The organism is Aeromonas sp. 600948, assembly GCF_049174875.1.
In the GTDB taxonomy this organism is placed as follows: Bacteria; Pseudomonadota; Gammaproteobacteria; order Enterobacterales; family Aeromonadaceae; genus Aeromonas; species Aeromonas veronii_A.
Map to the genome: position 1 here is coordinate 33644 of NZ_JAAKTY010000013.1, position 12206 is coordinate 45849.

A 12206-nucleotide genomic window follows, 5' to 3' on the forward strand; every position below is an offset into this window, starting at 1 on the left:
TTTTCTAAATACAGAAAGCCCAAACACTGGAGTCCTGCATGGCACGCGTTACTGTAGAAGATGCTGTAAAACAGGTAGGTAACCGTTTTGACCTGGTGCTGGTCGCCGCGCGCCGCGCTCGTCAAATCGCGGTACAAGGCAAAGATCCCCTGGTCGACGAAGAGAACGACAAGCCGACTGTGATCGCCCTGCGTGAGATCGAGCTGGGTCTGGTGAACAATCAAGTGATGGACACCCAGGACCGCTACGAACAGCAAGAGCAGGAAGCCGCCGAGCTGGCTGCCGTTGCTGCCATCGCCGAAGGCCGCGGTTAAGTTATTCTTCCGGTTGGCACCCGCCCGGGTGCCGACTGTTCATCCCCATTTACAACCGCTCGAAAACCTCGCAAACTCAGGGCTATACCCTCAATTCCACGAATTGCCGTTTCACCGCTGCGGGGACTGTCTTGTATTTATTTGAAAACCTTAAAGAAATAGCCAGTTCCTACCTGCCGCCAGAGCAGGTTGAGAAGCTCAAGCAAGCCTATGTGGTGGCCCGTGATGCCCACCAGGGTCAGATGCGTTCCAGTGGCGAACCCTACATAACCCACCCTGTTGCCGTTGCCCGGATCCTGGGTGACATGCGCCTCGATCATGAAACCCTGATGGCCGCCGTGCTGCACGACGTCATTGAAGACACCTCTGTCACCAAGGCCGATCTGGCCGAACAATTCGGCAATGCGGTTGCAGAACTGGTGGCCGGGGTCTCCAAGCTCGACAAGCTGAAGTTTCGCGATCGCAAAGAGGCGCAGGCCGAGAACTTCCGCAAGATGGTGATGGCGATGACCCAGGATATCCGGGTCATTCTGATCAAGCTGGCCGACCGCACCCACAACATGCGTACCCTGGGTTCCCTGCGACCGGACAAGCGCCGCCGTATCGCCCGGGAAACCCTCGAAATTTTCGCCCCCATCGCCAACCGCCTCGGTATTCACACCATGAAGAACGAGCTGGAAGAGCTGGGCTTCGAGGCGCTCTATCCGATGCGCTCCCGCGTGTTGCGCGAATCGGTGCGCCGCGCCCGTGGCAATCGCCGCGAGATCATCGACTCCATCCAGAGCGAAATCAGCGGGCGCCTGCGTGAGGCTGGGATCGAACATCAGGTCAGTGGCCGCGAGAAGAACCTCTTCTCCATCTACAACAAGATGGAGAAAAAAGAGCTGCAATTTCATGAGGTAATGGATATCTACGCCTTTCGGGTCAAGGTGAAGGACATAGATACCTGTTACCGGGTGCTGGGACAGATGCACAGCCTCTACAAGCCGCGCCCCGGCCGCTTCAAGGATTACATCGCCATCCCCAAGACCAACGGTTACCAGTCGCTGCACACCTCGCTGGTGGGGCCGCACGGTGTGCCGGTGGAGGTGCAGATCCGCACCGAGTTCATGGATCAGATGGCCGATAAAGGGGTTGCCGCCCACTGGGCCTACAAGCAGGATGGCGACAGCTCGGGCACTACCGCCCAGATCCGCGCCCAGCGCTGGATGCAGAGCCTGCTGGAATTGCAGCAGAGCGCCGGCAGCTCCTTTGAATTTATCGAAGGGGTCAAGACCGACCTCTTCCCCGACGAAATCTACGTCTTCACCCCCGAAGGGCGCATCATGGAGCTGCCCGCCGGCGCCACACCGGTGGACTTCGCCTACACGGTGCACACCGATATCGGCCACGCCTGCGTCGGTTCGCGGGTCGACCGCCACCCCTACCCGCTCAGCAGCCCGCTGCACTCGGGCCAGACGGTAGAGATCATCACGGCGCCGGGCGCCCGTCCCAACGCGGCCTGGCTCAACTTCGTAGTGACCACCAAGGCGCGCTCCAAGATCCGCCAGTTCCTCAAGAACCTGCGCACCGAAGAGTCGGTGGTGCTGGGTCGTCGCCTGCTCAACCATGCGCTGGGCGCCAAGAATATCGAAGACATTCCCGAGCCTCGCATCAAACAGGTGCTGGCCGATACCAAGCACGAGAACCTGCAGGGGCTGCTGGCCGATGTGGGCCTCGGCAACGCCATGAGTGTCATGGTGGCGCGCCGTATGCTGGGGGATGAACTGCCGCCGGAAGAACAGCCCAAAACCAGCAGCAAGAAGATGCCGATCAAGGGTGCCGACGGCATGCTGGTCACCTTCGCCAACTGCTGCCGTCCGATCCCGGGAGATGCCATCATCGCCCACATCAGCCCGGGCAAGGGTCTGGTGATCCATCAGGAAGCCTGCCGCAACATCAAGGGCTACAGCAAGGAGCCGGACAAGTACTTGCCAGTGCAGTGGGAAGTGGACAAGGAGCAGGAACAGGAGTTCCGCACCGGCATCAGCATCGAGATCGTCAACCATCAGGGTGCGCTGGCCGAGCTGGCCAACGTGATTGCCGCCACCGGCGCCAATATTCACGCCATCAGCACCGAAGAGAAGGATGGCCGGGTCTATCAGGTCAGCCTGCTCATCACCACCAAGAGCCGCATCCACCTGGCCAACATCATGCGCAAGATCCGCGTCATGCCCAACGTGCTCAAGGTGAGCCGACAGAAGAACTGAACACAGGCGGCGCAAGCCGCCTGCTGCTTTTATTGAGACAAGCCATGACCCCCGAACGCTTCAAGCGCATCACCGACATGCTGGCCCAGCGTCAGCTCGATTTGACCGTCTGTATGGAAGAGGTACACAAACCTCACAATCTGGCCGCCATCGTGCGTACCGCCGATGCCATCGGCATCCACCGGGTACACGCCGTCTGGCCCAAAACCTGGATCCACAAGCGCAAGGGCACCGCCCGCGGCAGCCAGAACTGGGTGGATGTAAAACTGCACCCGGATATCGGCACAGCCGTTGCCGAGCTGAAAGCTTCAGGCATGCAGATCCTGGCAACCCACCTCTCCGACAGCTCCGTCGATTTTCGCGCTATCGACTACACCAAACCGACCGCCATTCTGGTGGGTCAGGAGAAACACGGCATCGGTGAGGAGGCGCTGGCACTGGCCGATCACCATATCGTCATCCCCATGGTGGGCATGGTGCAGTCCCTCAACGTCTCGGTGGCTGCTGCCGCCATCCTCTACGAAGCGCAGCGTCAGCGCGAGCTGGCCGGTTGCTATCAGCGCGGCTGCCCGCTCACTCCGGAGGAGCAGAACAGCATCCTGTTCGAGGGTGGATATCCCATCTATGCCCAGCTCTGCAAAGAGAAAGAGATGCCCTACCCCCAGCTCGGCCCGGCCGGTGAAATTCTGGCGGACGAAGAGTGGTGGCAACGGATGCAGCTGACCCGCAAAGGGTGGGCGCAGCAGAGCGAGCAGGACGATCCGCAGGAGGAGTGATGGAGAACCCTTTTGGCAGCTGGCTGGAATCGCAAATCATCCGGGATCACCTGACCAACCCGAACATAGAGGCCGGCGACTACAGCTACTACTCCGGCTACTACCACGGCAAGCCGTTCGAGGATCACTGCGTCCGTTACCTGCTCGGCGATGGCTCGACCCGCGACACCTGGGAGAGCGGCCTCTGGGGCGAGGTGGATCGGCTGATCATCGGCAAGTTCTGCTCCATCGGCTCGGGCGCCACCTTCGTGCTGGCGGGCAATCAGGGCCACCGGCTGGATTGGGTTTCCACCTTCCCGTTCAATCCCGACACCTTTGGCGAAGGGGCCCGCAGCGGCTTTCTGCGCAAGGGAGACACCCGGATTGGCAACGATGTCTGGATCGGCTCGGAAGCGATGATCATGCCCGGCATCACCATAGGTGATGGCGCCGTCATCGCCACCCGCGCCGTGGTAACCAGGGATGTGGCCCCTTACACCATAGTCGGCGGCAACCCGGCTCAGCCGATCCGCCGTCGTTTCAGCGATGAGCAGATCCTCATGCTGCAAGAGATGCAGTGGTGGGACTGGCCCCTGCCTCGCTTGCAAGCCTGCATGGTGCTGCTCTGCTCGGAGGATATCGCTGCCCTTTATCACCATTGGCAACAGGAGTGTGCCTGATGAAACCCCTCTCTCTTTCCCTGTTGGCCCTGACCCTGTTTTCTGCCGGAGCCCTTGCCGTGACCAATACCTATCAGCTCACCAGCGAAGCCGATGTACCCAGCCTCTACCAGCAAATCCTACCCGACTTCTGGCGCCAGCATGCGGTTGAAGGGGAGTTCAAGGGCAAGGACGGGGTGACCATCCGCTATGCCGCGCTGCGGCAGGAGAAGGTTGATCGCGCCATCCTCATCGTCAATGGCCGGGTCGAAAGCTACCTCAAGTATCAGGAGCTGACGTGGGATCTGTGGCGTCAGGGCTACAGCCTCTATCTCATCGACCATCGCGGTCAGGGAATGTCTGGCCGGATGCTGAATGACCCGCAGAAGGGATATGTCGACCAATTCGACGATTATGTGCTCGATCTCAAGCAGTTTCACGACCAGATAATCATGGCGGACCAACCTGCCAAGCTGTTCCTGCTGGCCCACTCCATGGGCGGTGCCATCTCGGCCCGCTATCTGGAGCGCTGGCCCGATGATATCAAGGCGGCCGTGCTCTCCTCCCCCATGCTGGGCATCAATCTCGGCGGTCTGCCCAAGTGGCTGGCCAAGGGATTGGCGAGCACCATAGGCACGGTCGGCGGTTGGTTTGGCGAACCACCCTATGGGCCGGGTCAGAGCACCTATCAGGATCACGGCTTTGCCGACAACGAGCTGACTCACAGTCAGTCCCGCTATCAGGCGTTCCGCCAGCTCTACGAACAGCACCCGCAGATCAAGCTGGGTGGCGCTACCGCCCACTGGATTTATCAGGGGATCACCGGTGCCGATGCTGCCATCGCCGATGCGGGCGCCATCAAGACGCCGCTGCTGGTGCTGCAGGCTGGCAACGACAGCGTGGTGGACAATGCCGCACAGGATCGCTTCTGCACCATTGCCAAGTGCGAAGGGGGCAAACCACTGCGCATCGAGGGTGCCTGGCACGAACTGTTTATCGAATCCGATGACAAGCGCCAGCCCGCCCTGACCGCGATGGTCGACTTTTTCGCCCGCTTCTGAGCTGGCTATTTTTTGTAACCCTAAATAAATGGGGTGACAGTGCGGGCTAAGGTAAACTGCCCCTGTTTTCAATCGATGCCGAGGTAATGATGTTCAAGGTAGTTGTATCCGATCTCGATGGCACTCTGCTCAACAAGCAGCACCAGATCTCTCCCCGTACCCGGGATACCCTGCACCGCCTGGTAGAACAAGGTGTGAAATTCGTGGTCGCCACCGGCCGTCATCACGTTGACGTACGCAGCTTCCGCGATGCGCTGGGGATGGACATCTACCTCATTACCTCCAATGGCGCCGTGGTCCATGACAAACAGGATCAGCTCATTTTCAACCAGCCGCTGCCGACCGAAATCGCCGCCGAACTGATTGCGCTGGAGCGCGACCCCTCTATCCACCTCAATGTCTATCAGGGTGATGATTGGGTGGTGGAAGAGGAGCTGCCCTGGCTGCTGCAGTTCCACGACGAGTCAGGGTTCACCTACCGTCTGGTCGATGACCTGAAACAGGAACCGAAAGAGCAGATCAACAAGGTGTTCTACATCGGCGACCACGAAAAGCTGCTGAAGATCGAGGCGCACCTCAACCAGCGCTACGGCGATCAGCTCAACGTCACTTTCTCCCTGCCGGACTGCCTCGAAGTGATGCACGCCGGGGTGCACAAGGGCAATGCGGTACGTGCCGTGCTGGAGCAGAACGGTTTCGACATGTCGGAGGCGATCGCATTCGGCGATGGCATGAACGACTTCGAGATGCTGACTATGGTGGGGCGCGGCATCGTCATGGGTAACGCCCATGACCGCCTGAAAATGGCGCTGCCGGAGTACGAGCAGACCCTCACCTCCGATGAAGATGGCGTCGCCGTCTATCTGGAGAAGCTGTTCGAGCTGGAGAGCGTCAGCGCCGCCTGATCCTCTTCAGCCCGACATTCGAATCAGCAAAGCCTCACCATGTGAGGCTTTGTTTTTTCAGGGTCTCCAGCCAGGGATTGGGCCGCTGCCAGCTGAAGCTCTGGTTCGCTCCGCCGTAGCATTCGGCCAGCCGCAGTGGCGTGCCGGGGGTATGGCGTCGCCCGGCCACATCGAGGCAGCGAGAGACCTTGCTGTTGAAAAGCCTGTCTTTCTGCCACTCCCACTGCGCCTGACCGTCACAGGGTGCCAGCATCACTTCGCTGTCGTTTTTGGCTTGCAAACAGAGATCCTGCAGGCGCAACTCACCCAGATCCCACTCGAACAGTTGATCGTCTTTTCCGCTGCAAGGTTGTGCCAACACCTTCTGTCGGGATACTGCGACACAAAAGCCGCCGCTGGTCAGCAAGGGAGAGATCACCCGATCTTCCGACGGTCTCGAAGCGATTGAGTCCATAATTTCATCGGTTGATGGCGGTTTGATGGTACAACCTCCCAGCAGCAAGGCAACCAGCAAGGCGGGAGAGCAAGCAAAGGAAATTTTGTTATTCATGGAAAATGCCTGAAATGGGCCGATGACATCCGTTTGTCAGTGACTCGAGGCTGAAGCATAACCGAAAGGCGGGGCGTTCTGCCCGGATAGAGTGTAAACAGACGTAACAGGGAAAGAACGCACGCGCAGCAAAGACCAGAATGCAAAAAACCCCGCCGAAGCGAGGTTTTTCTAAATGTGGTCGGTGATAAAGGATTCGAACCTTTGACCCTCTGGTCCCAAACCAGATGCGCTACCGGGCTGCGCTAATCACCGAGGCTATTTCTTTCAAAATAGTTTACTTCAAAAAACAAAGACGACCTTATGGTCATCCTCGTCATACAGCAAGTATGGTGCGAAGAGAGGGACTCGAACCCTCACACCCGGGGGGCACTAACACCTGAAGCTAGCGCGTCTACCAATTCCGCCACCTTCGCGTACCTGACAAGCTGTAAAATGGGGTGGCTGATGGGGCTCGAACCCACGACAACCGGAATCACAATCCGGGACTCTACCAACTGAGCTACAGCCACCACAGCTGTTTTTGTTCCACAACAACGCCCGTTTAACCGACGCACTTTTGATGGTGCGCCCGACAGGATTCGAACCTGTGACCTCTGCCTCCGGAGGGCAGCGCTCTATCCAGCTGAGCTACGGGCGCTACGCTGTCGAACGGGGCGCATTATTAATTATGGTTTCTGGTTTGTCTACACTTTTCTGTCACCGAAGGACTGTTCGTTGTTTTTTCAGGCAATCTGTGTGTTTTTCTTCCACATTCCTGCCTGTAGCCTGACAAAAGGCATACATCCCCGCATCAGTTCATCTTGCCGTCTTGACTTGATGTTGTGCCCATCTAGAATGAATGAACGTTCATTCAATCGAAAGTCACACTGATGATTCTGGATAAAAAAGAGAGCATCTTCAACGCGGCCCATGAGGTGCTGGGTGAACGGGGTTTTCATGGTCTGTCGATTGCAGAAGTCGCCAAGAAGGCCAATGTTGCCACCGGCACCATCTATCGCTACTTCGGTGACAAGGATGATCTGATCCGGCAACTGCATCAGCACACTATCTTGCAGTGTGTCCCCATGGTCATGGCAGATGTAGCGATCGATAAAGTTTCATTTCAACAATTTCGCCAATTATGGCTCAATATTCATGCCATTTTTGTTAACGAACCCAACGCTATCCGGTGCAAATTGCAGTACGAGAGCTCTCCGCTAGGGGCAGAATTGGAGACCAATCCTGTCATTCTGGCTGCCTGGGAGCCTCTGGACCGATTTTTTGAACAGGGCGTTGAACAAGGATTGTTTATTGATTTACCGATACGGGCACTCCAGGTGTTGAGTCTGGACAGTGTCATGCATCTGGCCCTGCAGTGCAGGGTGCACAACATCACGCTGACCGAATCGCAGTTGGAAACCGCGATCCAGGCCAGCTGGAATGCCATTTTATCCCCTAATCTTTCCACCTCAGGAGCCTGTTCATGAAAAAGTGGATGGCCATTATGTTGCTGATAGCGATCGCCTTGTTTGGCAGCGTCATCGGCTTCAATTTGTTCAAACAGAAGATGATTGCCCAATACATGGCCAACCGGCCGGAACCCGAGTTCCCCGTCACCGCCATGGTGACCAAGGCGCAGGATTGGGTACCGACCATCGAAGCGATCGGCTTCATCGAGCCGAATCAGGGGGTGACCCTCTCCACCGAACTGGCTGGCACCATTGATGCCATCACCTTTGAGTCGGGCAAACCGGTCAAGGCTGACCAACTGCTGCTGAGCCTGGACTCCACCGTGGAGAAGGCCAATCTGCGCGCCTCCCAGGCCAAGCTGCCAGCGGCAAAAGCCAAATTCGAACGCTTCCAGAACCTCTACAAGACCAGCTCCATCTCCAAAGAGCAGCTGGATGAAGCCGAAGCGGCCTATCGCTCGCTGGAAGCGGATATCGAGAGTCTGAAGGCGACCATTGCCCGTCGTGAAGTGCGCGCGCCCTTTAGCGGCGTGGTCGGCCTGCGCAATGTGTTCCTTGGCCAGTATCTGCAACCAGGCACAGATATCGTGCGCCTGGAAGATACCAGCGTGATGCGTCTGCGCTTCACCGTGCCCCAGACCGATATCTCCAAAATCAAGCTGGGCCAGACCATCAAGATCAATGTGGATGCCTATCCGCAAACCCAGTTTGACGGCCATATCACCGCCATCGAGCCTGCGGTCAACTTCCAGAGCGGCCTGATCCAGGTACAGGCAGACATTCCGAACAACGACGGTCAGCTCCGTTCCGGTATGTTCGCCCGCGCCAGCATCATTCTGCCGACGGTGAAAGATCAGATCGTGATCCCGCAGACCGCTATCTCCTTCACCCTTTACGGTCAGAACGTCTATGTGCTCAAAGAGGGCGAAGAGACCGACAAAGAGGGTAACAAGGTGAAAGTGCTGCGAGCCAAGCAGGTTGTGGTCAAGGCGGGTGAGCGCCGTGGCAACGATGTGCATGTGCTCTCTGGCATTCAGGCCGGTGACCAGATCGTACTGTCGGGTCAGGTTCGCCTGAGCAACGACACCAAGGTGCATGTGGTCGAGAACGATGCCCTGGCCGTTCCGGCACAAACCCCGATGCTGTAAGCGCGGAGATCTGCGATGCGATTTACTGACATATTTATAAAACGGCCTGTGCTGGCGATCTCGCTCAGCTTCCTGATCGCCTTGCTGGGCTTTCAGGCCATCTTCAAGATGCAGGTACGGGAATACCCCGAGGTGACCAACACGGTGATCACCGTCAGCACTGGCTACTATGGCGCCAGTTCTGATCTGATCCAGGGGTTCATCACCCAGCCGCTGGAACAGGCGGTCGCGCAAGCCGACAACATCGACTTCATGACCTCCTCCAGCCAGCTGGGTAGCTCCACCATCACTGCATACATGAAGCTCAATACCGACCCCAACGCCGCGCTGTCCGACATCCTGGCGAAGGTGAACTCGGTGCGCTCTCAGTTGCCGAAAGAGGCGGAAGACCCCTCGGTCACCTCCTCCACCGGTTCAACCACGGCGGTGCTCTACCTCGGCTTTACCAGCCCGGAGCTCAACTCCAGCCAGATCACCGACTATCTGGAGCGGGTTATCAAGCCGCAGCTCTTTACTGTCGGCGGGGTCTCCAAGGTTGACCTCTACGGCGGTGTCGAGTTTGCCCTGCGGGTATGGCTGGATCCGGCCAAGATGGCGGCCTTCAACCTGACTGCCAGCGACGTGATGACGGTGCTCAACAGCAACAACTATCAGTCCGCGACAGGTCAGGCGACCGGTTACTTCACCCTGTTCAATGGCAATGCCGAGACCCAGGTCAAGGATGTCGACGAGCTGAAGCGACTGGTGGTGGCTACCCGCGACGGCAAGGTGATCCGTCTGGCGGACATCGCCAAGGTAACCCTTGAGAAGAGTCACGATGTCTATCGTGCCAGCGCCAATGGTCGCGAAGCCGTGGTCATGGCGGTCAACGCCGCCCCGACAGCCAACCCCATCAACATCGCCCGCGATGTGCTGGCACTGCTGCCGAGCCTTGAGCGCAATATGCCGAGCACCATGCGTCTCAACGTGATGTATGACTCCACCGTGGCGATCAACGAGTCCATCCACGAGGTTATCAAGACCATCCTGGAGGCAGCCGCCATCGTTCTGGTGGTCATCACCCTGTTCCTCGGCTCGTTCCGCGCGGTCATCATCCCGATCATCACCATTCCGCTCAGTCTTATCGGCGTGGTGATGATGATGGATATGTTCGGCTTCTCGATAAACCTGATGACCCTGCTGGCGATGGTGCTGGCGATCGGTCTGGTGGTGGATGACGCCATCGTGGTGCTGGAGAACGTCGACCGCCATATCAAAGAAGGTGAAGAGCCGTTCCGGGCCGCCATTATCGGTACCCGTGAAATTGCGGTGCCGGTTATCGCCATGACGGTCACCCTGGCGGCGGTATACGCACCTATCGCCCTGATGGGGGGTATCACCGGCTCCCTGTTCAAGGAGTTTGCCCTGACCCTGGCAGGTGCCGTGTTCGTCTCGGGCATCATCGCCCTGACCCTGTCACCGATGATGTGTTCCAAGATGCTCAAGGCCAACGAGCAACCGGGCAAATTCGAGAGCACGGTCCACCACCTGCTGGAACAGATGACCGATCGCTACGACAGCATGCTGCACGCCGTGATGAAAAAGCGCCCCGTCATCGTGGTGTTCGCCGTCATCGTGTTCGCCAGCCTGCCGTTGCTGTTCAAGTTCATCCCGAGCGAACTGGCACCGTCAGAGGACAAGGGGGTAATGGCCGTGCTGGGTACCGCACCGTCCAACGCCAACCTGGACTACATCGAAAACACCATGGCGGATGTGAACAAGATCCTGGACGAGCAGCCCGAGATCGCCTTCTCCCAGGTCTTCTCAGGGGTGTTCAACGCCAACCAGGCGTTCGGTATCGCCTCCATGGTGCCCTGGAGCCAACGTGAAGCGAGCCAGAAAGAGGTGCTGGATCGGGTCGCCAATCTGGTGAAAGACATCCCGGGTATGGCCATCACCACCTTCCAGTTCCCGGAACTGCCGGGAGCATCGAGTGGTCTGCCGATCCAGTTCGTCATCACCACCCCGAACAGCTTCGAAAGCCTGTTCCTGGTGGCCGGTGAAATTCTGGCCGCGGCGCAGAGTAACGGTCAGTTCGTCTATTCGGATCTCGATCTGAACTACGACTCCGCCACCATGAAGATCCGCATCGACAAGGACAAGGCGGGTGCCTACGGCATCACCATGCAGGATATCGGTATCACCATGGGCACCATGATGGCGGACGGTTACGTCAACCGTATCGACCTGGATGGCCGCTCCTACGAGGTGATCCCGCAGGTCGAGCGCAAATACCGTCTCAATCCGGAGTCCATCAAGGGCTACTACGTGCGGGCCGCAGATGGCAAGTCGATCCCGCTCGGCAGCCTGATCACCATTGAAGTGGTTGGCGAGCCCCGCGCCCTGCCCCACTTCAACCAGCTGAACTCCGCCACTATCGGTGCCGTTCCGGCTCCGGGTGTGACCATGGGTGATGCGATCAACTGGTTCCAGACCACCGCCGACGAGAAGCTGCCGCAAGGCTATCGTTACGACTTCATGGGTGAAGCCCGTCAGTTCGTCACCGAAGGCAATGCGCTCTATGCCACCTTCGCGCTGGCACTGGCGATCATCTTCCTGGTGCTGGCGATCCAGTTCGAGTCGGTGCGTGACCCGCTGGTCATCATGGTCTCTGTACCGCTCGCCATCAGCGGGGCCTTGATTGCCTTGGCTTGGGGACTGGCGACCATGAACATCTACTCCCAGGTGGGCCTCATCACCCTGGTGGGTCTGATTACCAAGCACGGCATCCTGATCTGTGAAGTAGCGAAGGAAGAGCAGCTGCTGCGCGGCATGAACCGGATGGAAGCCGTGATGCAAGCCGCCAAGGTGCGTCTGCGTCCGATCCTGATGACCACCGCCGCCATGATTGCCGGTCTGATCCCGCTGCTCTACGCCGCAGGCGCCGGTGCAGCACAACGGTTCAGCATCGGTATCGTCATCGTGGCAGGCCTTGCCATCGGTACCCTGTTCACCCTGTTCGTACTGCCGGTGATCTACACCTATCTGGCTTCCGAGCACAAACCCTTGCCGGTATTCGATGAAACCATTCCGCCCAAGGCAAACGGCGGACACTGATCATCAATCACTTGCCAA

Annotated in this window: 10 protein-coding genes and 4 tRNA genes; 9 read left to right on the forward strand and 5 right to left on the reverse strand. The window is 58.3% G+C overall.

What is annotated here, in order from left to right; all coding sequences use genetic code 11:
* Nucleotides 1–38: 38 nt before the first annotated feature.
* From rpoZ to G5182_RS12475, 6 genes are all read left to right on the forward strand, one after another.
* A complete protein-coding gene (gene rpoZ, locus G5182_RS12450; protein ID WP_005307060.1) occupies nucleotides 39–314 on the forward strand; it encodes a DNA-directed RNA polymerase subunit omega in 276 nt (91 codons plus the stop codon).
* Between the two features lie 131 nt (nucleotides 315–445).
* Nucleotides 446–2563, forward strand: a complete 2118-nt coding sequence (gene spoT, locus G5182_RS12455; protein ID WP_421254418.1) for a bifunctional GTP diphosphokinase/guanosine-3',5'-bis pyrophosphate 3'-pyrophosphohydrolase — start codon at nucleotides 446–448, stop codon at nucleotides 2561–2563.
* A gap of 44 nt (nucleotides 2564–2607) precedes the next feature.
* Nucleotides 2608–3339, forward strand: a complete 732-nt coding sequence (gene trmH, locus G5182_RS12460) for a tRNA (guanosine(18)-2'-O)-methyltransferase TrmH (RefSeq protein WP_159162642.1) — start codon at nucleotides 2608–2610, stop codon at nucleotides 3337–3339.
* Complete coding sequence (locus tag G5182_RS12465; RefSeq protein WP_227341706.1) at nucleotides 3339–3998, forward strand: CatB-related O-acetyltransferase; 660 nt, start codon at nucleotides 3339–3341, stop codon at nucleotides 3996–3998. The genes trmH and G5182_RS12465 overlap by 1 nt, the downstream gene beginning before the upstream one ends.
* Nucleotides 3998–5038 (forward strand): alpha/beta fold hydrolase, encoded by a 1041-nt coding sequence (locus G5182_RS12470; RefSeq protein ID WP_266135176.1) that lies wholly within the window; start codon nucleotides 3998–4000, stop codon nucleotides 5036–5038. The genes G5182_RS12465 and G5182_RS12470 overlap by 1 nt, the downstream gene beginning before the upstream one ends.
* Before the next feature lie 89 nt (nucleotides 5039–5127).
* Nucleotides 5128–5943: a Cof-type HAD-IIB family hydrolase gene (locus G5182_RS12475; protein ID WP_005339262.1), complete on the forward strand. Its 816-nt coding sequence runs from the start codon at nucleotides 5128–5130 to the stop codon at nucleotides 5941–5943.
* 34 nt (nucleotides 5944–5977) lie between these two features.
* On the opposite strand, the gene G5182_RS12480 is transcribed toward G5182_RS12475, so the two are convergent.
* From G5182_RS12480 to G5182_RS12500, 5 genes are all read right to left on the reverse strand, one after another.
* Nucleotides 5978–6493, reverse strand: coding sequence for a ricin-type beta-trefoil lectin domain protein (locus G5182_RS12480; protein ID WP_307895902.1), 516 nt, complete (start codon nucleotides 6491–6493; stop codon nucleotides 5978–5980).
* A gap of 178 nt (nucleotides 6494–6671) precedes the next feature.
* Nucleotides 6672–6748 (reverse strand) — tRNA-Pro (locus tag G5182_RS12485).
* A 75-nt stretch (nucleotides 6749–6823) separates the two neighbouring features.
* Nucleotides 6824–6909: transfer RNA gene (locus G5182_RS12490), tRNA-Leu, on the reverse strand.
* A gap of 20 nt (nucleotides 6910–6929) precedes the next feature.
* Nucleotides 6930–7005: transfer RNA gene (locus G5182_RS12495), tRNA-His, on the reverse strand.
* Between the two features lie 51 nt (nucleotides 7006–7056).
* Nucleotides 7057–7133: transfer RNA gene (locus tag G5182_RS12500), tRNA-Arg, on the reverse strand.
* A 232-nt stretch (nucleotides 7134–7365) separates the two neighbouring features.
* Here G5182_RS12500 and G5182_RS12505 point away from each other — a divergent pair.
* From G5182_RS12505 to G5182_RS12515, 3 genes are read left to right on the forward strand one after another with little or no spacing between them, the layout of a single operon-like run.
* The gene (locus G5182_RS12505) at nucleotides 7366–7962 is read left to right on the forward strand and encodes a TetR/AcrR family transcriptional regulator (RefSeq protein ID WP_421231413.1); all 597 of its coding nucleotides are present in this window, start codon (nucleotides 7366–7368) and stop codon (nucleotides 7960–7962) included.
* On the forward strand, nucleotides 7959–9092 hold the full coding sequence (locus G5182_RS12510) for an efflux RND transporter periplasmic adaptor subunit (RefSeq protein WP_216952544.1): 1134 nt from the start codon (nucleotides 7959–7961) through the stop codon (nucleotides 9090–9092). The genes G5182_RS12505 and G5182_RS12510 overlap by 4 nt, the downstream gene beginning before the upstream one ends.
* A 15-nt stretch (nucleotides 9093–9107) precedes the next feature.
* Nucleotides 9108–12188: a multidrug efflux RND transporter permease subunit gene (locus tag G5182_RS12515; RefSeq protein ID WP_421254419.1), complete on the forward strand. Its 3081-nt coding sequence runs from the start codon at nucleotides 9108–9110 to the stop codon at nucleotides 12186–12188.
* Nucleotides 12189–12206: the final 18 nt, after the last annotated feature.